This window comes from Leifsonia sp. Y878, assembly GCF_057669685.1.
Map to the genome: position 1 here is coordinate 316222 of NZ_JBYHFS010000002.1, position 22452 is coordinate 338673.

At 65.1% G+C, this 22452-nt stretch carries 20 protein-coding genes and 1 tRNA gene; 17 read left to right on the top strand and 4 right to left on the bottom strand.

The window, feature by feature from the left end; all coding sequences use genetic code 11:
- The first annotated feature begins 135 nt into the window (after positions 1-135).
- Positions 136-1299 (top strand): FUSC family protein, encoded by a 1164-nt coding sequence (locus tag AC25Y4_RS07775; protein WP_488119822.1) that lies wholly within the window; start codon positions 136-138, stop codon positions 1297-1299.
- Positions 1300-1369: 70 nt separating this feature from the next.
- Here the strand turns inward: AC25Y4_RS07775 and AC25Y4_RS07780 are convergent, their stop codons facing one another.
- Positions 1370-3229: a hypothetical protein gene (locus AC25Y4_RS07780; protein ID WP_488119823.1), complete on the bottom strand. Its 1860-nt coding sequence runs from the start codon at positions 3227-3229 to the stop codon at positions 1370-1372.
- A gap of 113 nt (positions 3230-3342) precedes the next feature.
- Between AC25Y4_RS07780 and AC25Y4_RS07785 the strand changes: the two genes are divergently transcribed.
- A complete protein-coding gene (locus tag AC25Y4_RS07785; RefSeq protein WP_488119824.1) occupies positions 3343-3960 on the top strand; it encodes a TetR family transcriptional regulator in 618 nt (205 codons plus the stop codon).
- A gap of 49 nt (positions 3961-4009) precedes the next feature.
- Here AC25Y4_RS07785 and acs read toward each other — a convergent pair whose 3' ends face one another.
- Positions 4010-5974, bottom strand: coding sequence for an acetate--CoA ligase (gene acs / locus AC25Y4_RS07790; RefSeq protein ID WP_488119825.1), 1965 nt, complete (start codon positions 5972-5974; stop codon positions 4010-4012).
- 585 nt (positions 5975-6559) lie between these two features.
- Between acs and AC25Y4_RS07795 the strand changes: the two genes are divergently transcribed.
- From AC25Y4_RS07795 to AC25Y4_RS07815, 5 genes are all read left to right on the top strand, one after another.
- Entirely contained in the window at positions 6560-7765 is a 1206-nt protein-coding gene (locus AC25Y4_RS07795) for a TadA family conjugal transfer-associated ATPase (RefSeq protein WP_488119826.1), read from the top strand.
- Between the two features lie 47 nt (positions 7766-7812).
- On the top strand, positions 7813-8778 hold the full coding sequence (locus AC25Y4_RS07800; protein WP_488119827.1) for a type II secretion system F family protein: 966 nt from the start codon (positions 7813-7815) through the stop codon (positions 8776-8778).
- Between the two features lie 148 nt (positions 8779-8926).
- Positions 8927-9190 carry a DUF4244 domain-containing protein gene (locus AC25Y4_RS07805; protein WP_488120447.1) on the top strand — a complete coding sequence of 88 codons (264 nt, stop codon included), beginning with the start codon at positions 8927-8929 and terminating at the stop codon, positions 9188-9190.
- 22 nt (positions 9191-9212) lie between these two features.
- Entirely contained in the window at positions 9213-9530 is a 318-nt protein-coding gene (locus AC25Y4_RS07810) for a TadE family type IV pilus minor pilin (RefSeq protein ID WP_488119828.1), read from the top strand.
- Positions 9527-9922, top strand: a complete 396-nt coding sequence (locus AC25Y4_RS07815; RefSeq protein WP_488119829.1) for an Rv3654c family TadE-like protein — start codon at positions 9527-9529, stop codon at positions 9920-9922. Before AC25Y4_RS07810 ends, AC25Y4_RS07815 begins: the two co-directional genes overlap by 4 nt.
- A gap of 30 nt (positions 9923-9952) precedes the next feature.
- On the opposite strand, the gene AC25Y4_RS07820 is transcribed toward AC25Y4_RS07815, so the two are convergent.
- Positions 9953-10195, bottom strand: coding sequence for a hypothetical protein (locus tag AC25Y4_RS07820; RefSeq protein ID WP_488119830.1), 243 nt, complete (start codon positions 10193-10195; stop codon positions 9953-9955).
- 189 nt (positions 10196-10384) lie between these two features.
- Between AC25Y4_RS07820 and topA the strand changes: the two genes are divergently transcribed.
- The 10 genes from topA (at position 10385) to AC25Y4_RS07870 (ending at position 21618) form a co-directional block, all read left to right on the top strand.
- Entirely contained in the window at positions 10385-13339 is a 2955-nt protein-coding gene (topA, locus tag AC25Y4_RS07825) for a type I DNA topoisomerase (RefSeq protein WP_488119831.1), read from the top strand.
- Complete coding sequence (gene tmk, locus AC25Y4_RS07830; RefSeq protein WP_488119832.1) at positions 13336-13965, top strand: dTMP kinase; 630 nt, start codon at positions 13336-13338, stop codon at positions 13963-13965. The genes topA and tmk overlap by 4 nt, the downstream gene beginning before the upstream one ends.
- 43 nt (positions 13966-14008) lie before the next feature.
- Positions 14009-15211, top strand: a complete 1203-nt coding sequence (locus tag AC25Y4_RS07835; protein ID WP_488119833.1) for a DNA polymerase III subunit delta' — start codon at positions 14009-14011, stop codon at positions 15209-15211.
- Positions 15212-15237: 26 nt separating this feature from the next.
- A complete protein-coding gene (locus AC25Y4_RS07840; RefSeq protein WP_488119834.1) occupies positions 15238-16788 on the top strand; it encodes an alpha/beta hydrolase in 1551 nt (516 codons plus the stop codon).
- Between the two features lie 71 nt (positions 16789-16859).
- The gene (locus tag AC25Y4_RS07845) at positions 16860-17495 is read left to right on the top strand and encodes a TetR family transcriptional regulator (RefSeq protein ID WP_488119835.1); all 636 of its coding nucleotides are present in this window, start codon (positions 16860-16862) and stop codon (positions 17493-17495) included.
- A 45-nt stretch (positions 17496-17540) separates the two neighbouring features.
- A tRNA-Thr gene (locus tag AC25Y4_RS07850) sits at positions 17541-17616 on the top strand.
- A gap of 89 nt (positions 17617-17705) precedes the next feature.
- The gene (locus AC25Y4_RS07855; RefSeq protein ID WP_488119836.1) at positions 17706-18686 is read left to right on the top strand and encodes a Gfo/Idh/MocA family protein; all 981 of its coding nucleotides are present in this window, start codon (positions 17706-17708) and stop codon (positions 18684-18686) included.
- Between the two features lie 47 nt (positions 18687-18733).
- On the top strand, positions 18734-20239 hold the full coding sequence (gene dacB, locus AC25Y4_RS07860; RefSeq protein WP_488119837.1) for a D-alanyl-D-alanine carboxypeptidase/D-alanyl-D-alanine endopeptidase: 1506 nt from the start codon (positions 18734-18736) through the stop codon (positions 20237-20239).
- Positions 20240-20251: 12 nt separating this feature from the next.
- Positions 20252-20890: an isochorismatase family protein gene (locus tag AC25Y4_RS07865; protein ID WP_488120448.1), complete on the top strand. Its 639-nt coding sequence runs from the start codon at positions 20252-20254 to the stop codon at positions 20888-20890.
- Positions 20887-21618, top strand: coding sequence for an alpha/beta fold hydrolase (locus tag AC25Y4_RS07870; protein WP_488119838.1), 732 nt, complete (start codon positions 20887-20889; stop codon positions 21616-21618). The genes AC25Y4_RS07865 and AC25Y4_RS07870 overlap by 4 nt, the downstream gene beginning before the upstream one ends.
- Here the strand turns inward: AC25Y4_RS07870 and AC25Y4_RS07875 are convergent.
- A complete protein-coding gene (locus AC25Y4_RS07875; RefSeq protein ID WP_488119839.1) occupies positions 21615-22346 on the bottom strand; it encodes a YoaK family protein in 732 nt (243 codons plus the stop codon). The two genes, AC25Y4_RS07870 and AC25Y4_RS07875, sit on opposite strands and share 4 nt — an antisense overlap.
- Between the last annotated feature and the right edge of the window lie 106 nt (positions 22347-22452).

The following is a 22452-nucleotide window of genomic DNA, read 5'->3' on the forward strand; positions in this document are numbered from 1 at the left end:
CCCCGCAACACCCTGACGCACGTGTCGTGGTCATGATTTCCTGACCCGGCACGTGCGTTGTGCGCTGGCCGCTCGAACTCTCGGTTGCGCTCCCGGAAATCTCGTAGAAATACGGCCGGACTATCGTGACCACTCATGATGATCCGACGAGCATTGGCTTCCGCGTGGCCAACCAGCGCCTCGCTCGCGGCCCTGTCGTCTCACACCAACGGAAGGCTTCAGCGGCTGCGAACGACGTTGCCGACAATCATCCAACTCGCGGTCACCGCCACGATCGCATTCGCGGTCGCACACTACGCGCTCGGCCACACGTCACCGGCGCTTGCGTGCACCGTGGCCTTGTCAAGTCTCAGCCTCAACCGGGATGCGCGCCCGCGCACGGTCGCAGAGACGGCCTGTGCCATGGTGATGGGCATCACTCTGAGCGCCACGGTGGTCTCGCTGTTTGGCCGGGGACCGGTTCAGATCGCGGTGACGCTGCTGCTCGTGCTGTCACTCGCAACCCTGGTGTCACGGAACCCGGCGTTCGCACTCAGCGCCGCCACCCAGTCCATGCTTGTCGCCGTGCTTCCTGATCCCACCGGTGGCCCATATCTGCGTGCACTCGACGGCGTTGTCGGCGGTTGTGTCGCGCTGCTCATGACAGCGCTGATTCCGGCCGCTCCGATTCGACGGGCGTTGAGCGCAGGCAACTCGGTCATCAGGGATCTCGCAGACTCAGCCCATCTGATAGCCCTGTCGCTTGAGACGGGCGACGCAGAGCCCTCTCGTCGCGCTGCGAGCCAGTTGGTGCCCCTTCAGCCGCGCCTCGACGCATGGCGGGTGACCCTGGAGTCCGCTCGTGCAGTCGCCACGTTCTCTCCGCTGTCTCGAAGCAGCCGGGATGCATGGTTGGCGCGGATGGCCATGCACGATGGGTTGGAGAGTGCCTCGCGCAGCCTGCGCATGGTTGCTCGCCGCACCCAGGTGATCACGGCGTCTGGTCGGTCCCAGCCGCGGGTGGCCGCGGTTGCCAGGGAAATTGCCATCGGTATTGACCTGCTCGTGCTCGGGCATCGAGACGTTGATTCCGCCAAGGCCGCAGAGCGGTTCGAGACGGCGATTGCGGTTCTTGAAGAAGCATCGACCCACGCATCAGCCGACCAGGGACTGCTGGCGATGTTCCGCCAGATCATCGTCGATGGACTCAGGGCGACGGGCATGAGCGGCGACGTGGCGCGCTCGTCGCTTCCTGCCCTCGAACTGCCGGCGACCGGTGGCGTGCGCCTGCCCCGCAGGCCGGGTGACCTGACGCCATGACGTGCCAGGGCTGAGAACCCCACTGCGCAAGAATCCGGCCCTTCTTGATTGAAGGGCCGGATTTCGTACCTTATGGACGCATTGCGGTCACATCACGGCGTCGCAGCAGCGGCGCGCCGATGACGGCAGCACACCCGAGCACCAGCAGACCAACACCCAGCCCCATCGCGGGAGTCAGCTGCCCACCGGTCGCGGCGAGTTCACCGTGCTGCACGGTAACGCTCGAAACGACGGTGACACCAGCCTCGGCGAATGTCAGGATGAGGTGGTGCTCACCGTTCGGCACGTTTGTCAGGTCGAGGTTGCCGGTCACGGTGCCGCTGTCCCACTGCACCGTGCCAAGCGCCACCGGGGCGGAGCGCATGTTTCCGATAGCGCTTGAGCGTGAGTCCTGCATCTTTTTGACGAAGTTCGTCATGAGGTCGAACGCGTCGTTGTACTTGTTGGTCAGGGATTGCAGGCGGAGCATGTCCATCTGCTGGCTGTTGGACGCCGAGTCAATCTGACCACGCAGGTTCGTGGCAAGCGCAGACGCGGACGCAGATCCGGTGCCAGCGGAAGCGGACAGGAACACATGCTCGACGCCGGCTGCCTTCACTGCGTTGCTGGCCGCCGTGAAAGCAGCCTCGGTCGGCGACGCGAGGTACGCGGTGACGGCGGACAGCGCGGTGTTCAGCGTCGCGATGCGCGCGTTGCGCGCCTGCACCTCAGTGAGCTGCGCGGCGAGTTGGGTGTTCAGCAGCGAGGCTCGCTCTTTCTGGACCGACATGAGGAGTGATTGGAGGTCCGTCGCCACGAACGAAATCTGATTGACGGTGAGCCCTGGCGCGCTAGCCGTGATGGGCGACACGAGCCCCATCAGCTGCTGCACCTGCTGTGGTGTGGGCTGCTGCGCGAAACCGAGCAGCTGATTCAACCTGTTGTTCACCGCGGTGCTCTGGTAGCCACCGGCGGACGTCGCGGCCAGAAGCGCATTCAGCTGCGCCTCACTGCTTCCGTCGAGTGCAGCACCCAGACTGCCGGCGTCACCGAACGTGACGGATGCCGTCGGCACCACAGGCAGCGGTGGGCCAGCGGTCGGCGTGGCGGTCGGGGTCGGTGTGGCCGGCACGGTTGGTGTGGATGTTGGCGTGGGTGTGGGCGTGGGTGTGGGAGTCGGCGTCGGCGTCGGTGATGGTGTGGTGCCGTGCGACACGACGTCGAACTGACGCTGGATCGCGAGCGCGGCCGGGCTCGTTCCGTCTGCCGGCAGCGCGAACGGCGGGTTGGCCGTGGATTGCTCCGCGGCGATGTCGTACCCCGTCGGCGGAGCGAAGGACACGCGGTAGTCCGCAGATCCGCTCGTGGGCAGCGCACCGGAGACGAACGTGCCATCGGCGGCGAGCGAGATCTGCTGCACGGCCGTTGCGCCGCTGGTGATGACGGCGGCGGCGCCGCTGAGATCGGTCAGTGGTGCCCCATCGGCGGTCGCGGTCATCGAACCGGACACCGTGCCGTACGTTCCCCACAGGGTGATGTTGACGGGAGTCCCGCTGCCGAGTCTGAACTCCGTTCGCGTCGTCGTGGGATTGAGGTCGCCGGGGGCTCCCGGCCATTCGGCATCCGCCACATAGCTGGTCTCGACACCCTCGACTGCAAGCTCAAGGATGCCATCGGCGTCGGTAGTGCCCGTCGCGACGACCGTGTCGTCGCCCTCCGCCTGACGCACAGCGATGTGCACGCCCGCGAGCGCCGCGGCATCCGTCCCGTTGTTGATGCTCACCGTGACAGAAACGGGGTGCACGGCCGTCTCGACCGCGTTTGCGGCCAGCGGCACCGTCACCATGGCCAGCCCCATCACGGCGGTGATCGCGCCGGCGATTCGTGCCCGCCTCGCAGTAACTCTGGCGTGCGTCGGCAATGTTGTGCGATCCCGGAGCGGACGATGCATGTGGAACCTTTCAGTAGTGGAGACGCCGCCAAGCATGGACTCAGTCCAAACTTGGATGCAATCCAAAACTATACTCAGTATTGTGGGTGGAGGGGTCGAGCGAGGGAGAAAGCGTGTCTGAGGGACTCAGAGAGCTCAAGATGCGCGCTGCTCGACGAGCGATGGAGCACGCTGCGGTCGATCTCGCCTATGACGAAGGCGTTCGGGCGGTCACGGTTGATCGGGTGTGCGCGGCGGCGATGGTGTCCCGCAGCACCTTCTTCAACTATTTCTCCTCTCTCGACCAGGCCATCTTCGGATCCGCGCTGGTCTTTGATCCGAGCCTCACCGCTGACATCCTCATGCGGCATCCCCGTGACCTGGTGGTCGCGGCGAGCCTGATCGTGATGGAGTCCGTCCGCGGTCAAGCCGATGACACATTGACCCAGCGGCGGTTCGCGCTCTTCGCGCGAGAGCCGGGAACCGCTAGTTCTGTCTCGTGGTCGAGCGACGAGAGCCGTGAGCGCTTGGTCGCCGTGATCACTGCGTGGCTCGACGAGCATCCGGAATTCGCCCGATTGGGCGACGCTGACCACGCCACCGAAGCCCGTCTGACGGTTGGGCTCTCGATCGCGCTCGGAGACGAGGTGCTTCGGCATGTCCGCGAGGTCGACGGGGAGTTCCCCATCGACCTCGAGACGTTCCATACTGCACGGCGCCAGATGGCGGCGATCAGTACGCCGGCTGAGTGACTGCCTGGCACGTGGTGCCCGTCACTCGGTGACTGGCGCCTGCTGCGTGCTACCTCTTCATTTTGTCGGCGATGATCTGCATCACCGACGTGTCTGCGAGAGTCGTCGTGTCGCCGATCTCACGGCCTTCGGCAACATCGCGCAGCAGGCGGCGCATGATCTTTCCTGATCGCGTCTTCGGCAGTTCGTTCACAACAAAGATCTGCCGCGGCCTGGCAATGGCCCCGATCTGCTGTGCAACGTGAGCCCGCAAAACCTCTGCGACGTCTTCGTGTGATGCGGCATCCGTTTGACTGGCCTTGATGATGACGAACGCCACGACAGCCTGGCCTGTTGTCTCGTCGGCCGCTCCGACAACCGCTGCCTCTGCAGTGAGCGGATGCGCGACCAGCGACGACTCAATTTCTGCCGTCGAGAGGCGGTGGCCAGAGACGTTCATCACGTCGTCGACACGACCGAGCAGCCAGATGTCGCCGTCGTCGTCGAGGCGCGCTCCGTCGCCCGCGAAGTAGGCGGGCGCGATCGGGGTGCCGTTGAATTTGTCCCAGTACGTCTCCTTGAAGCGTTCAGGGTCGCCCCAGATGCCGCGCAGCATGGCCGGCCACGGTTCCTTGACCACGAGGAGCCCGCCATTGCCGTTTCCGACGTGCGTGCCCCCATCGTCGACGACGTCGATGCTGATGCCGGGAATCGGCACCTGTGCGGCGCCTGGCTTGGTCGAGGTGACCCCGGCAAGCGCGGAGATCATGATGCCGCCGGTCTCGGTCTGCCACCAGGTGTCGACCACGGGCGTGATGTTGTTTCCGATGACCTCTCGGTACCACATCCATGCCTCAGGGTTGATGGGTTCACCCACCGAACCGAGCACGCGCAGGCTGGTCAGGTCGAATTCCTGCGGGATCTGCCTGCCCAGCTTCATGAAGGTGCGGATGGCGGTCGGCGCGGTGTACAGGATGCTCACCTTGTACTTCTCGATGATCTCCCACCAGCGACCGGGGTGCGGGCTGTCGGGGGTTCCTTCGTACAGCACCTGCGTCGCGCCATTGGCGAGCGGGCCGTATGCCACGTAGGTGTGGCCGGTGATCCAGCCGACGTCGGCGGTGCACCAGTAGACATCCGTCTCAGGGTGCAGGTCGAACACGTTCCTGTGGGTGAAGGCCGCCTGGGTGAGGTATCCGCCGCTGGTGTGCAGGATGCCCTTCGGCTTGCCCGTCGTCCCTGACGTGTACAGGATGAACAGCGGATTCTCGGCGGGGAATGCCTCCGCCGTGTGGTCGAGGTCGGCAGCGCCCAGCGCATCGTGCCACCAGATGTCGCGGTCGTTCCATTCGACGTCCTGGCCGGTGCGCTTGACGACGAGAACGTTGCGCACCGTCGAGTCGCCGCTCTGCAGCGCTGCGTCAACAGCGGGCTTCAGGGCGGAGGCGCGGCCCTTGCGGTAGCCGCCGTCAGCGGTGATCACGAGCACAGCGCTGGCGTCGTCGATGCGGGAGCGCAGGCTCTCTGCGCTGAAGCCGCCGAAGATCACAGAGTGCACCGCACCGAGGCGTGCCACGGCGAGCATGGCAATGACGGCCTCAGGAATCATCGGAAGGTAGATGGCGACCCTGTCGCCTGCCTTGATGCCGAGGCTGGCGAGCACGTTCGCGGCCCGCTTCACCTCTGCGGTGAGCTCGGCGTACGTGAGTGAGCGCGAGTCGCCTGGTTCACCCTCGAAATGCAGGGCGACGCGGTCGCCATTACCAGCCAGCACATGGCGGTCGAGGCAGTTGTACGCCACATTGAGGCGGCCGTCCTCGAACCACTTCGCGAAGGGGGGATTCGACCAGTCAAGGGTGCGGGTGAATGGCCTGTGCCAATGAATCAGGTCACGTGCCTGCTCCGCCCAAAAGCCCAGCCGATCATCGGCCGCCGCTGCATACAGCGCGGGCGTGGCGACGGCGTGTTCCTGAAAGTCAGGGGTGGGTGGGAACTGACGAGTTTCGTCGAGCAGGTGATCAATCTGGACGCTCATTGTTCTGTGTCGCTCCTTTGCGCTACGTTCCGGTGGGCGTGCTGCCTGCCCGTGAAGAACCTTACTCTTTCGCGGGTTGCCGCAGATCGGCAGCGAAATAGGACGAAACCTCCGCCTAGCATGCCGGAGCGACCCGGCAGCACGCGCCGAGTGTCATTGGGGCGTCGAGGAGAGCTGACACGCTCTGCGGTCGAGCAATTCGCCGCGGAACAATCCGGGGAATGCCCCTGTAAACACAGCGAAACCTTGGGATTTCCAATGTTTTTGCCGTGCAGCAGCCTTGCCCCCAGTTTTGAGGGCATTGGGACTTGCGAATATCGGCTGAGCGCGTACTATTAGACCTGTGTGGATGAAAGTCCTCACCTGCAGTGCGTGATGTTCCCCCCAACTAGCGCATTGCCGAGGCGGCACCTGTTCCCCCCAATAGGTGCCGCCCCCCTTTTTTTAAGCCCCGGCTTGTGAGCCCGGCGGTGAGGCCCGGCGCCCACGTCCGGCACGTCCTGCACCGGTGGACGATCTGCTGATCCGTCCACAGCCTCGCGTCCGCCACAGTCGCGCGCCCTGCTGGGTACGTATCGTGCTGGCATGTTCGCTCCCTTCGACGATGTTCCGTTCGGCAATGCGGTGGCCGCGAGTGCGCCGTTCACCAGCCAGGACCGTTTTGTGGCTGTGTCGCCGCGTGATCGCGCAGCGAGCCCCGGCCCCGTAGCCGTTGGAGCCGCGAGACCTGGCGCTACGCTCGCTGGCCCTCTGAGCTCTGGCGCTACGGGCTCTGGCGCTACACGCGATGATCCCGAGCTGCCGCCGCGGGCGACAGCGACCAGCGACGACGCAGCACTCGACATCTCGGCGCTCGGTCCCCTGGCAGATTTTGCGAGCGCCCCCGGCGTCACTGACCTGTGCGTGAACGGGGAGTCAGGCCTTTGGACTGACGACGGGCGAGGTCTGGCCTGGCAACCGCTCTGGCGACTCGATGAACCGAGCGTTCGCGCTCTGGCCGTCAAGCTCATCGCGCTCGGCGGGCGACATATCGATGAAGCAAGTCCCTGTGTTGATGTGCGATTGGGAGACGGCATCCGCGTTCATGCGGTCTTGCCACCCATTTCAAGCACGGGAACGCTGCTGTCGATACGCCTGCCCAGCCGCACCCGGCTGAGCTTGGCGGCGCTGGCCGATGCCGGCCTGTGCGGAACCGAAGCCCGAATTGGTGCAACCGATGACGACGCCGTGCTGCCGCGTCTCCGCGCGATCGTGGCAGCCCGCGAAAACTTCCTGATCACCGGCGCGGCAGGGAGCGGCAAGACCACTCTCCTGGCCGCGATGCTGGGTGAGGTTCCGGCGGGGGAGCGCATCGTGGTCATCGAAGACGTCGCTGAGCTGCGGATCGAGCATCCGCACGTCGTCGGTCTTGAAGGGCGACAGGCAAACCTGGAGGGTGCTGGCCAGGTGGGGCTTGAGCGACTGGTGCGTGAGGCGCTGCGAATGCGGCCTGATCGGCTGGTGTTGGGGGAGTGCCGCGGCAGCGAGGTGCGGGAACTGTTGGCCGCACTGAACACCGGGCATGACGGCGGGGCTGGAACGCTGCACGCGAACTCGGTGGACGACGTCCCCGCCCGACTCGAGGCCCTGGGCGCGCTCGCGGGAATGAGCCAGGAGGCGATTGCGCGTCAAACAGTCAGTGCGTTGAGCTGGGTCGTGCACCTGGAGCGGGCTGAGGGTGTCCGGCGGGTGCGCACGATTGCCCGATTCGAGCTTGATGGGCGCGGCCGGCTGGCTGTGGCGAGCGGATGACGGCGCGAATGACAGTGCGGACGACGACGCGGTTGACCCGGAGCTTGATGACATTGCGCCGAGCGCGCCGCACCGGTGAGCTGCCGATTGAACGGGTCGCATCGCTCGTCCAACGAATCGCTGTGTTGCTGAGCGCCGGCGTCTCGCCTGTTGCCGTCTGGGGCTACCTCGGCGTGGCCGATGGCCAAGCGGGTGACGACAGCGTCGGCGAAGACAGTGTGGTGCAGGCCGCGGCCCGGGCTGGGCCACGCGGGGAGAGCGTCGCCGACGCCATCGCCGTGGCTGCCAGGCCGCTGGATGAGCAGTCAGCGGCGGCCTGGAATGGAATCGCGGCAGCCTGGCAGGTGGCAACTGAGGCGGGTGCGCCGCTGTCGACCTGCTTGCGGAGCCTTGCCTCCTCGTTCAGGGAGCTCGGTCAGGGGCAGCGCGAGCTTGAGGTGGCATTGGCTGGTCCGCAATCGACGGCACGAATGGTGATGTGGCTTCCCGCTGTCGGGATCCTGCTTGGCCTGCTGATGGGATTCGACACGCTGGGCACCCTGTTGACGACCGCCCCTGGCTTGCTCTGCCTGGCGGCGGGGGGAGCGCTGATGCTCGGAGGTGCGGGCTGGAACCGCAGGCTCGTGCGGGCCGCCGGACGGCGAACCGCGACCCCGGGGTTGGAATGCGACCTGATGGCCATCGCCATGTCAGGCGGCGGTTCCCTGGCGGGCGCCAGAGAACTCGCACACCGCGCGGCAACCCGCTTTGGGATTGCGACGGCGCACTCCGACGCTGTGATCCAATCCGTCCTCGAGCTGTCGGAGCGCGCAGGGGTGCCTGCGGCGGAGCTCTTACGGAGCGAGGCCGCACACCTGCGTCTCGTGGAAAGTACCGAGGGTCAGCGGCAGGCTGCAACCCTGGCGGTGACCCTGATGCTGCCACTAGGACTCTGCATCCTGCCGTCGTTCATGCTCGTCGGCGTTGCGCCGCTGCTGATCTCGATCGTGTCCTCCACATTCGGTTCGCTCTGACGTTCTCCACGGATCCCCGGCTGCGCGCCTGGGTACTCGGTTGCTGGCGGATGCTGATTATGCCCGTGCCGATCCAATTGACACCCGGGACGCCGAGAGGTTCGTCCGGGCGCAAACACAAGGAGAAGAACCCATGCCAACAGTGCGAATGACGACTGAACAATCCGGTGGGCGGGCGCGAGGGCTCCGGAGGCGCGGCATCCGCTCGTTCCTGAGCGCAAGGCTGGCCGGAGTGCGGAGGCTGGCCAGAGCGCGGAGGCTGGCGGGAGACACGGGCGCCGCGACAGCTGAGTATGCCGTGGCCACGATGGCCGCTGTCGGGTTTGCCGGCCTGCTCATCGTCATCCTGCGGGGCGACGAGGTGCGGGGGATCCTGACGGACCTGGTGCGGAATGCGTTGTCGGTGGGGTGACCCGCAGCGCGAGACGGGCAGTGTGACAGCAGAGTTCGCCACCGTATTGCCTGCAGTGGTCCTGGTGCTCGGGTGCTGCCTGGGGGCGGTCGCCATGCTGGGGCAACAGGTGCGGCTCGCGGACGCCGCGGCTGACGCTGCCAGGTCGCTCGCCAGGGGTGACGACGAGGGGAGGGCTGCTGGCCTGGCCGCTCGCGCCGGCGCTGGTGTGACGCTGGTCACCGAGCGCCAGGGAGAGTTCACGTGTGCGACGCTGCGTGCTCCGGCGGCGATCGGCCCGTTCGCGGCGCTCGGACTTGTCGTCGAGGCATCGTCGTGCGCGCTGGCGGGAGGGCTGTGAACCGCTGGCGCCGTGGCCGCTGGAACCGCTGGCAGAGCGGCGCGACCGGCGAGCATGACGAGGGATCCGGCACCATCCTCGGCGTGGCCGTCATCGCCGCGACCATGCTCGTCACGGCGCTGGTCGTCACGACATTCGCAGTGTTGGCCACCCACCAAACGGTGCTGAATGCGGCGGATGCGGCCGCGCTCGCGGCAGCAGACACAGCATCAGGTGCGGTTGCCGGCATCCCCTGCGATGCCGCGGCTCATGCGGCCGTTCTCAACGGGGCAATGCTGGCCTCGTGCACCATCGACGGCCTCGTCTCCGACGTGGTGGTCGAACGTGCAGCCGGTCCTTTTACAGTGCGGTCCAGGTCGCGAGCCGGTCCGCCTGGCCCAGCCGAAGAGTAGAGAGGGGAAGCGCGGCCTGACGGGGCTGTACTATTCGAATACAGCTTCAAGGTAGCGATAGTCAACGGCGCTCGGCCGATCTGGATTTTCAGAACCTTCGAATTCCAGTCCGGCGCCGCGTGCGTACAAGTACCGCTTGTTACTCGCGTTGACGGGGATCTTCAGCTGCGGTTGCGGATCACCTGATTGCAGGAACTCCACGGTGATGGTTTTGCCCTCAAGGGGGCCGTCCGTCAGCTTGGCCGTGTACGTGCCCATTGATGCTGTAGCCATGCTTCCATTGTCCTCAGGAACCGTTGAGGGGCAAGGGGGCACGGGTCTCATCGCAGAGGCGTGGGTCAGAGTCCCGCCCGCGGGGCTCACGGCAAACGCTGAACAAACGTGCAGCACACTGAATGAGGCACACTTTCCACTCCTATGTGTATGGTGTGCCTTGTTCCCATCACATATAAGAGGAGTCTGGTGCCAGGCACTAAGAAGCTGGTCATCGTTGAGTCGCCGACCAAGATGAAGTCAATCGCGCAGTATCTGGGCGATGGCTACGAGGTACTGTCCTCCGTCGGTCACATTCGCGACCTGGTCGAACCCAAGAACCTGCCACCTGAGCTCAAAAAGGGTGGGCTGGGCAAGTTCTCTGTCGACGTCGACAACGGGTTCGAACCGTACTACGTCGTGTCTGACTCCAAGAAAAAGACAGTCGCCGAGCTGAAGCGCGCGCTGAAGAACGCCGACGAACTCCTGCTCGCAACTGATGAGGACCGCGAGGGAGAAGCCATCGCGTGGCACCTGCTGCAGGTGCTGGCACCCAAGGTTCCCGTTCGTCGCATGGTGTTCCACGAGATCACGAAAGACGCCATCCTGGCGGCCAAGGACAACACTCGCGAACTCGACACAGCACTCGTGGATGCCCAGGAAACCCGCCGCATCCTTGACCGCCTGTATGGATACGAGATCTCGCCCGTGCTGTGGCGCAAGGTCGGCCCTGGTCTGTCCGCCGGACGGGTGCAGTCCGCTGCCACCCGACTCGTCGTCGACCGCGAACGCGAACGCCTGGCGTTCGTCTCTGCCAGCTACTGGGACCTGATTGCGCAGCTCGCGGCATCCGCTGACAGCGATGCTGCCGGCTTCGACGCCAAGCTCGTGCGCATCAACGGTGACCGCATCGCCACCGGGGCAGACTTCGATGACACCGGCAAGCTGAAGCCCAAGGTGCAGGCCGCCGTGCTCGATGAGGCCGGGGCCCTCGCCCTGGCAGAGGCGCTGCGGAAGCCCGACGTCGACCTCACGGTCACCAAGGTGGCATCGAAGCCGTACCGCCGCAGCCCCGCCGCGCCATTCACGACCTCGACGCTGCAGCAGGAAGCCGCCCGCAAGCTGCGCTTCACCGCGCGCCAGACCATGAGCGTTGCCCAGTCGCTCTACGAAAACGGCTACATCACCTATATGCGAACCGACTCACCGTCGCTCTCGCAGCAGGCGATCGGCGCTGCGCGCACGCAGGCTGCAGCCCTTTACGGGCCCGAAACCGTGCCGGAATCGCCGCGCCTGTACAAGGGCAAGAGCAAGAACGCGCAGGAGGCGCACGAGGCGATCCGCCCGTCTGGTGACACCTTCCGCACCCCGGCATCCCTCTCATCCAGCCTCCGTGGCAACGACTACAAGCTCTATGAACTGATCTGGAAGCGCACCGTCGCCTCGCAGATGGCCGACGCCACCGGTTCGACGGCATCCGTCACCATCTCTGCGGGCCCGACCGGCCCGTCTGACCAGCCATCGGCATCCGGTGTCGTCGCCGAGTTCGCGGCGAGTGGAACCGTCATCACGTTCCGCGGCTTCATGCTCGCGTACGAGGAATCGCGTGACGAAGAGCGAAACGCCGCGTCAGACCCGACCGAATCGAAGCTCCCGCCGCTCACGGAGGGCCAGGTTCTGAACCTCGTCGACGTGGAAGCCAAGGGACACGAGACCACGCCGGCCGCCCGCTACACAGAGGCCAGCCTGGTGAAGAAGCTCGAAGAGCTCGGCATCGGCCGTCCGTCGACGTACGCGTCGATCATTTCAACGATCACCGACCGCGGTTACGTCACCCCGCGCGGCCAGGCACTCATCCCGAACTGGATCGCCTTCTCCGTGGTGCGGTTGCTCGAGGACTACTTCGGTGACCTGGTCGAATACGACTTCACCGCCGAAATGGAGAACGACCTCGACCGCATCGCAGACGGCGAAGCAGAGCGCGTCGACTGGCTGACCAGCTTCTACTTCGGCTCAGACAAGCACAAGGGCCTCCGCCAGGTCATCGACAACCTGGGTGAGATCGACGCGAAGGCCGTCAACTCGGTCAGGATCGCCGACGACATCACGCTGCGCATCGGCAAGTACGGTCCCTACCTCGAGACCATTGATCCGGATGCCGCCCCCGACGCTCCTCCGCGTCGCGTCAACATCCCGCCGGAACTGGCTCCGGATGAACTGACCGCCGCAAAGGCACGCGAGCTCATCGAGGCTCCCGTCGTCACCGACCGCGTCATTGGCGTGAACCCGGAGAACGGCAAGAACGTCGTGGCCAAGGACGGCCGATTCGGACCGTACGTGACCGAGGTCGATCCAGAGCCAGAAGTCGATCCTGCTGCGGCATCCGTTGCCGCCGCACCCGCGGTGACAGAGACCGTCGACGCTGCCACCGGTGAGGTCACGGAAACGAAGCCGAAGAAGAAGGCCGCGGCCAAGAAGACTGCGCTGCCCAAGGCTCGCACCGCCTCACTGTTCAAATCGATGGACCTCGCGTCGATCGACCTGGACACCGCGCTCCGCCTGCTCGACCTGCCGCGCACCGTCGGCGTTGACCCTGAGTCTGGCGAAGAGATCCTTGCGCAGAATGGCAAGTTCGGTCCGTACCTGAAAAAGGGAACGGATACTCGTTCACTCACCAGCGAAGACCAGATCTTCGAACTTGACCTGCCTGGCGCCCTCGAACTGTTCGCTCAGCCCAAGTACGGGGCACGTCGCGCTTCCAGCGCGCTCAAGGAATTCGAGGCCCCAGACCCGGAGAGCGGCAAGGCGATCAAGATCAAGGACGGTCGTTTCGGCGCATACGTGACCGACGGCGTCACCAACGCGACGATTCCGAAGTCCGAGAGCATCGAAGACATCGACTTCGACCGTGCTGTGCAGATTTTGGCCGACAAGCGTGCCAAGGGACCGGCGAAGCCGCGCGCCAAGGCGCCAGCCAAGAAGAAGCCCGTAGCCAAGAAGCCGGCAGCGAAGAAGCCCGCAGCCAAGAAGACGACTGCGGCGAAGACGACGGCGGCAAAGACAACGGCCACCAGCGCTGCGCGTTCGGCGGCAGCGAAGAAAGCCGCTGCAACCAGGGCGGCGAACAAGGCAGCCGCTGCAGCCGCGGAGTCTGCGACGTCGTGACCGGTTTGTTCATCACCCTTGAGGGCGGCGACGGCTCAGGCAAGACGACCCAGGCCGAACTACTGACCGACTGGCTCGAGGAGCAGGGGCATACCGTGCTGCGCTCCCGCGAGCCAGGCGGAACGGATGTCGGCGTCGCGATTCGCGAGATTGTGCTGCATCACCGCGGCGACATCGCGCCGCGCGCTGAGGCCCTGCTCTATGCAGCTGACCGCGCCCACCACATCAGCACGAAGGTTCGGCCGGCTCTCGCGCGCGGTGAAATCGTGGTGCAGGATCGCTACATCGACTCATCCGTCGCCTACCAGGGCGCCGGCCGAGTTCTCGGTGCCGACGAGGTGCGCGACCTGTCCATGTGGGCGGCTGAAGGCTTGCTGCCCGACCTCACCATCCTGCTCGATCTCGACGAATCGGCAGCGCGGTCACGCCTGAACGCGGCCAACAAGCGGTTCGACCGCCTGGAGGCCGAAAAGGGCGAGTTCCACGCCAGGGTGCGCGCGGCTTTCCTCGACCTCGCGGCCGCGGAACCCGACAGATTCATCGTGCTCGATGCTGATGCAGCGCCAGAAACGATCGCCGCTGCCATTCGGGAACGCGTCAGCGCGCTGCTGGCTGCCCGCAGCTAGCGGCACGCAGCGATCTGTCGGACGCGAACGGTACCCTTGCCTAATGGGAATCTGGGACGGACTGACGGGTCAAGCGGAGGCCATCGCCATTTTCCGTGCCGCAGCCGAACGGGTGGCGCTTCCTGCCGCTCCTGACGGATCAGTCTCACCGTCATCCGCCGGCGCCACCACGTCGACCTCCAGCGCCTCCATGACCCATGCCTGGCTGATCACGGGCCCGCCAGGGTCAGGTCGATCCAACCTGGCATTCGCCTTCGCGACGGCCCTGCTCAGCCCCGGCGACGAGGTGGGCGATGAAGCGGCCAGGCGACAGGTCGATGCGCGCACCCACCCAGACCTCACTGTGCTCTCCACAGAGGGCGTCATCATCAAGATGGAGTCGGTGAAAGAGGTTGTGGCGAGGTCACAGTACTCGCCCTCCATTGGTCGCTATCGAGTCATCGTCGTTGAAGACGCAGACCGGATGGTGGAGCGCACGTCGAACGTGCTGCTCAAGGCTCTCGAAGAACCACCGGAGCGCACGGTCTGGATTCTCTGTGCGCCAAGCGAAGCCGACCTGCTTCCCACCATCCGTTCGCGCGTCCGCACCGTTCGCCTTCGAGTCCCGAGCGTCGAAGACGTCGCCGACCTGCTGGTGGCGCGCGACGGGGTCGACGCCGACATCGCCCTGCGCGCGGCGCGCGAGGCGCAGAGCCACATCGGTATGGCCCACCGCCTTGCCACCAACGCTGAGGCACGGACCCGGCGCGACGAGACGCTGCGTACAGCCCTCGGCATCCGCTCGGTGTCTGCTGCCGTGATGGCCGCCGCCCGGTTGCTGTCCATTGCCGGCGATGACGCGAAGGCCATCACGATTGAGCGCGATGCCCAGGAGCGAGAGGGCGTGCTGCGTTCGCTCGGCGTTGCGTCAGGCCAGTCGATTCCACCAGCGCTTCGGGGCCAGCTGAAAGCTCTGGAAGACGACCAGAAGCGTCGTGCAACGCGAAGCCTGCGGGATGGCATCGACCGCATCCTGGTCGACCTGGTGTCGCTGTACAGGGACATCATGATGGTGCAGCTCGGCAGAACGTCAACGGTGATCAATCTCGAACTCCTTCCGGAGCTGGAAGCGGCCGCCGCAGCCACCAGCCCGGCGGCGTCGCTGGCCACCATGGACGCGATCACCCTCGCCCGACAGCGAATCGAATCAAACGTTGCCCCAGCCCTTGCTCTCGAGGCAATGCTCGTCACGGCGATCAGACGCTGAACGCCCCCGCTACGAAAGAGGAACCCGTGACCACGACTCGCCCCAGAAGATCAGCCAGGGCCGGCGTTTCACTCGCCGCAGCGCTCGTCGTGACCATCGGATTGAGCGGGTGCGTGTCGTGGTTCATGCCCCAGCAGCCCTTGTCCACTTCGGTGCCGACGGGCGAAAAGGTTGATGCTGCGCTTCAACCGTTCTACGAGCAGGTGCTCAGCTGGGCCGACTGCGGCGACGACCTGCAGTGCGCGACAGCGACGGCGCCGCTCGACTGGGCAGACCCAGCCGCCGGAGACATCGATCTGGCGATGGTGCGGCATACCGCCACGGGGCCTGACCGGCTCGGTTCGTTGCTCGTGAATCCCGGCGGCCCCGGCGCCTCCGGCTACGACTTCGTGAAGGAAAACGTCGACTACGCCACAGACGAGAAACTGCAGGCGGCGTACGACATCGTCGGGTTTGATCCGCGCGGTGTCGGTAAGTCCAGTGCCGTGGCCTGCTTCGACGCAGAGCAGATGGATGACTACTTGTACGGCATCCCGACCGCGGCGCGGGGAACGGATGAGTGGATCAGCGAGCTCGAGGCATCTGCGGCCGAATTCGGCGCGGCATGCCAGGACGAGACCGGTCCCCTCCTCGGCCACGTTGACACGGTGAATGCCGCACACGACCTCGACCTGATGCGCGCGATCCTCGGAGACACCCAGCTCAACTACCTCGGGTACTCGTACGGCACCTTCCTGGGCGCCACCTATGCAGAGCTCTACCCCGACAAGGTCGGTCGGATGGTGCTCGATGGCGCCGTCGACCCCTCAACCAGCAACTTCGACGTGACCCGCATCCAGGCCCAGGGCTTCGAGAGCGCATTGCGGGCCTACCTGGCCGATTGCCTCAGCAGCACGTCATGCCCGTTCTCCGGAACGGTCGACGACGCCATGGCCACCATCCGGGCGCTGCTCGACTCGGTTGATGCGAACCCGATCAGTGCAGCGGATGGCCGCCAGCTCGGCTCAAGCGCCCTGTTGACGGCGATTATCTATCCGCTCTACCAAGCGGATGCCTGGAGCTACCTCAGCGAAATGCTGACCAGCGTGATGCAGGGCGATGCCGAGTACGCATTCCAGTTCGCCGATGCCTACAACGGCCGGAATGCAGACGGCACGTACCTCGACAACTCCACCGAAGCGTTCACCGCCATCAACTGCGTTGACTACAGCTACAACGACGATCCGGCCAGCATGCGGGCGCAGGCGGCAGAGATTGAAGCCGCCGCGCCGACGATCGGCACCTATATGAGCTTTGGCGACATCGGCTGCGCGAACTGGCCGTACGCGTTCACGGGCGAGCGCTCAGAAATCCACGCGGCAGGCGCTGCCCCCATTCTCGTGATCGGCACAACGAATGACCCCGCAACACCCTACGTCTGGGCGCAGAGTTTGGCCGCCCAACTCGACAGCGGACACCTTGTCACCTTCGACGGTGAAGGGCACACTGCTTACAACAAATCAAACGCCTGCGTGAATGACGCGGTCGACAACTATCTGCTCTCGGGAACGGTTCCGGCTGAAGACCCGATGTGCTGATCGTTGGCTGCGCGGGCGGCGTGGTCCGGCAGTAGGGCCGAGCTACGCCTATGTGCCAGTGAGATGAAAGCATGTCGAATAATTCAGAAGTCGGGCTGAGGGCGCGGAAACGCGCGGCGACACAGCTGAAGATCCAGCATGCGGCATTGTCGCTGGTGCTGGAACGCGGTATCGAGCACACGACGATCGACGAGATCAGTCGGATGGCGAACATTTCCCCGCGCACGTTCTTCAACTACTTTCCGACGAAAGATGCTGCCCTCGTCGGAGACATTCCCGGGTTTGCCTCTGAAGAATCGCTGGAGAAATTCGTGAATGCCGGGCCTGGCGGCCCAATCCTCGTCCAGCTTGAGGAGCTCCTGATCACCAACCTCCAGCCCCTAGAAGAAGACGAGGAACTACATCAGCTCAGGCACGAGGTGTTGCTGGGCAATTCGCAGTTGATCGGCATGAGAATGTCGACGTTGCGAGGATTCGAAGGTCGGATGCAAGACCTGCTGGAGAGGCGCCTGGCCATCGATCACCCAGAGCTGGCCGAAGACTCACAATTGCTGACTGAACAGGCATTGCTCTACACCTTGGTCGCTGTTGCCGCGATGCGGCACGCCTGGAGATGCTGGGCGGATTCGGCGGGGGAGACCAAACTGGCCGATCGGGTGAAGAGCTCATTCCGTGATGTGTACAAGATTGCTCTCGAGACACGCTAAGCTTGTTTGCTGTGTCACCGAGCGGTTTTGAAAAGAACCGCTCACGCCGCCTTAGCTCAGTCGGTAGAGCGATTCACTCGTAATGAATAGGTCATCAGTTCGATTCTGATAGGCGGCCCCACATCGCACTTGGCCACCAGCCCGAAAGGGTTGGTGGCCATTCTGCATTCAGGACCGAGGCATCAGTGTGCAGCCGATAGGCTCCATTGCATGACTGCACTTCGATGGGGAATTCTGGCCACGGGCAATATCGCCCACCAATTCACGAGCGACCTCCTGGAGAACGGTTTCACCGTTCAGGCCGTTGGTTCCCGTTCGCAAGAATCGGCCGACGCGTTCGCCGCCGAGTTCGGTATCCCGGTCGCGCACTCAAGCTATGAAGCGCTCGCGAACGACCCTGATGTCGACATCGTCTACATTTCAACACCGCATCCGCTGCATGCCAGCAATGCGGCGCTGATGCTCAACGCCGGCAAGCATGTCCTGATCGAAAAGCCGATCGCGGTGAACGCGGGCGAAGCTCAGGTCATCGCCGACCTGGCGGCCGAGAAGGGCCTGCTCGTGCTGGAGGCCATGTGGACCAGGTTCCTGCCCCACATGGTACGCATCAGGGAGATCCTGGCCGCTGGCACCCTCGGCAACGTTCACACGCTCATCGCCGACCACACGCAGGACCTGACGGATGACCCCGCTCACCGCATCAACGCCCTCGAGCTCGGTGGCGGCGCGCTGCTCGACCTCGGAATCTACCCGCTCTCCTTCGCGCACGAGCTGTTCGGCGACCCGGAGACGGTGCTTGCCAGCGCCACTTTCAAGGAGACCGGCGCCGACGCGCAGGTCGCCACCATCTTCCGATACGCCGGTGGACAGATCGCCTCGACGCTGTCGGCCAGCGACACCAAGGGGCCGAACACCGCGACCGTGCTGGGAACGGATGCCAGGATCGACATCGACGCCGTGTGGTACTCAGCGACGTCGTTCAGGGTCGTTTCGAGCGAGGGTGACGTGCTTGAGTCGTACGCCTCCAACGTTCGGGGCCGCGGCATGCACTTCCAGGCCGCGGAGGCCGAGCGCCTCATCGGTGAGGGACACATCGTGAGCGACATCCTGAGCCCGGCGCAGTCTGTCGCGATCATGAAGACCCTCGACGCTGTTCGCGCCGAGATCGGCCTCGTGTACCCGGGCGAATAAGCCGGTACCGCGGCGGTTCTCTCACCAGCGACAGCTAAAATACCCCAATGCACGATTCCGATGATTCGCCCCGCACTGTCCCTGAGCCAGATGCCGCCGGCGTCGAACCACAGGGCGGATCAGCGACGGGTATCGCATCGTTCTTCTCCCGGCACCGCCGCGCTGCGCTGATCACCGGCGGTGCGGTGGCGTTTGCCCTGCTCGGCACCGGAGCCGTTGTCGCCGGCGCGTCAGCCGGCAGTACGGCCGCTCCTGGTGCCGCAGGTGCGACGACGTCGACGTCGGCGGCACCGGATGCGACAGCAGACCCGGCCAGACCAGTGCCAGGGGCAGACACGGCGGCCAGCCGTCTCCGCACGTGCTCCGTTGCCGGGCTGGCCTCAGACAGCCGGCTGGGCAGTTTCCAGGCGCAGGTCGTCAACGCGAACACGGGCGAGGTGCTCTTCGACCGCGGCGGCACGACGCCAGCCCGCACAGCCAGCGTGCTGAAGATCCTGACATCCGCTGCAGCACTCAGCGTGCTTGGCCCCGACTATCGGGCGATCACCACCGTGGTGAAGGGCGCAGAACCCGGCACCGTCGTGCTGGTCGGCGGCGGCGACATCACGCTGTCGCGACTGCCATCAGGGGAAGACTCTGCGTACGCGGGAGCGGCGCACCTTGACGCCCTGGCCAGCCAGACGATTGCGGCCTGGGACGCTGACCCGGCCAATGCCGGCAACCCGATCACCAACCTGGTTCTCGATTCATCGCTGTTCGGCGACCCGGCCTGGGAGCCGAGCTGGAACACCAAGGAGCTCTACGACGGGTACATGCCGGAGATCACGGCGCTCCAGGTCGACGGCGACCGGGCCAATCCGGCGCGCAGCACCTCGACCCGGAGCGACGACCCCGTTGGGCGTGCCGGTGAGGCATTCGCAGACGAGCTGGGCGGTGATGTCACGGTGACCCGCGGCACGGCGCCCGCAGGCGCACCCACGCTCGCCGCCGCACAATCGCAACCCGTCTCTACGCTGATCAAGCAGTCTCTGCTCGTCTCCGACAATGCGCTGGCGGAGATGCTGGCCAGACTCGTCGCGGTGAAGTCGGGCGCTGGGAACACCTTCGCCGCGCTGCAGCAGTCCACCGTCGCCGGCCTCCAGCCATACGGAATCGACACAACGGGCATCGTCATCGCCGACGGTTCAGGGCTGAGCGACAACAATGCTGTGCCGCCGTCGTACCTCACCCAGCTCTTCGTCAAGATCAACGCCAGGGAGGGAGACCTTGGCATCATTTTCGATGGTCTCCCTGTTGCCGGCGGCGACTCCGGCTCGCTGTCGTACAGCGACCGATTCACCGGGGCCAACTCGGCTGCCGATGGCGCCGTCTTCGCCAAGACCGGCTGGATCGACACCGGTTACACGCTCGCCGGCATCATTCACGCCGCAGACGGCACCCCGCTCACCTTTGCCGTTTACGCACTCGATGATGTGAGCGACAATGCGAAGATAGCGATCGACACCATCACCACAGGTTTCTTCAACTGCGGAGACAACCTGTCGAACAACTAAGTGAGGGAATCCGTGACGCGCGCACTGTTCATCATCGACGTTCAGAACGACTTCACCGAGGGAGGTGCGCTGGCCGTTGACGGCGGTCGCGGCGTGGCCGCCGGCGTGAGCGCCCTGCTTGCGGGCCACCCAGATGCGTACGACTGGGTCTTCGCCTCACGCGACTGGCACGACATTGACAACGACAATGGCGGCCACTTCGCCCGGGACGATGCCCCCGACTACGTCGACACGTGGCCGGTGCACTGCGTGGCTGGCACGACCGGTGCTGAGTACCACCCCGCCCTGGTGACGGATGCCATCTCCTTCCACATTCGGAAGGGCCAGGGTAAACCTGCGTACTCCATCTTCGAAGGACACACCGAAGCCGGTGAAACGGTGGGCGACCTCCTCACAGAGCACGGCGTGACAGAGATCGACCTCGTGGGACTTGCCACCGACCACTGCGTACGCGCATCAGCCCTCGATGCGCTTGAGCACGGGCAGCACGTGCGGATCCTCACCGACCTCATCGCAGGAGTGGCCGCGGATTCGAGCGACGCAGCACTGGCAGAGCTCGCCCACTCAGGGGCGACCCTGGCAACGTCTGCGGCGGTCGGTGGCGTGCGAGCCGCCGAAGACGACGATGCAGGCTGGTCAGGCCACGCGTGACGCTGGTCGCCTCCGGACATAGCGGCGTACGGATTGCTTGCGACATCATTGAGGGGCAGCGACCCATTCTTCTCGTACATGGCTTCGCGTCGAGCGCCACGGCCACCTGGGGCGGTACCGGTTGGGTACGCGCCATCTCGGAAGCGGGGCGCGGCTCCATTGCGCCAGACCTCCGCGGTCACGGGCAGAGCGATGCACCGCGCGAGGCGAGCGCTTATACGCAGGCCGAACTGGCGGGCGACCTGCTGGCCGTCCTCGACGCCTGCGAACTCGACTCCGTCGACGTGATCGGCTATTCGATGGGCGTTCGAGTCGTTTCGGCGCTGACCCAGCTGGCGCCGACCAGGGTGCGCCGGGTGGTGCTCGGCGGCGCTGGCCCAATCGAGTACTTCTCCACATGGGACGGTGAGTCTGTCGATCGCTTCGTGATCGATGGACAGCTTCCGGACGACCCGACGATTGCCGCCGTGTTGGCGGCCGCGATCGCTGCCGGCGAAGACCGCGAGGCATTAGGAGCCTGCGTCCTTGGCATGAGAGGGGCCGCCCTCGACGTTGCGCCTGGCATCCCGACGCTATATGTCAGAGGCGCCGCCGATCACATCCCCGATGGCGTCGAAGAGCTCGCGACCGCAACGGGCGCCAGCTATGTTGAGCTGCCTGCGCGCACGCACATCAATGCGCTGACGTCGCGGGAGTTCAAACGGGTCGCGCTGACCTTTCTTGACTAGGGCGTGGCCCACGGTCGCTGCGACCGAGCGAGCACGGCTGCAATCGCAGTGATGATGGCCATCAGGATGACCGACAGCAGGAGCGTCACGGTACCGAGGCCCAGGTTGATGAAAAGGGCACCGATCAATGCACCGAGCAGCATGCTGAACACCGAGAGCAACCGCCGCCCTGCGCGGCTGCTTGGCCCATTGGCCAGGTGGCTGTCCGCAGAGATCCCCGCGATCGTGAGTGTCAGCACCGTCGTTGTCAGATCGGTGACGGCGAGAGCGCGCGCCATCGCATTCTGAATCCCCATTGCTACGCCGATTATCGTGATGAGAACCGCACGCGAGGCCGCGCCCGTTGGAGTGACGACAACCAGCGAGACAATGAGAGCGGCCAGCAGGAGCACGGTTTGCGTGCTCACAGCGAGCAGGAGCATCCGGCCACGATGAGCGTGCTGTGCGTGCGCGATTCGCCCGCCGATGACGGCTCCAATCGAGAACACCACCAGTGCGAGGGCAGACGCCCAGATGGTGAAGTCCGTCGACCCTGCAAGCGCGAAGGCCAGGAAGACGACATTGCCGGTCATATTTGCGACCAAGACGTGGCCCAGTAGAAGGTAGCTGTACGCATCAACGAGCCCGGTCACGATGGTCAGCAGCAGCATGACAGGAGGGAGGGGGCCGTGCTTGTCATTCAGGTCGGGGACGATTGTGCGCCAGGCATAGTTCCATTGCTCACCCATGGTGTGCCGCCTTCCAGAAATTTCATTCTGAATCGGCCAACGTGTCCGGGCAAGGGGTGGGGCAGGTCGCCGCAGGGGCCCGGATGTGCTGTGCGTCCGGGCCCCG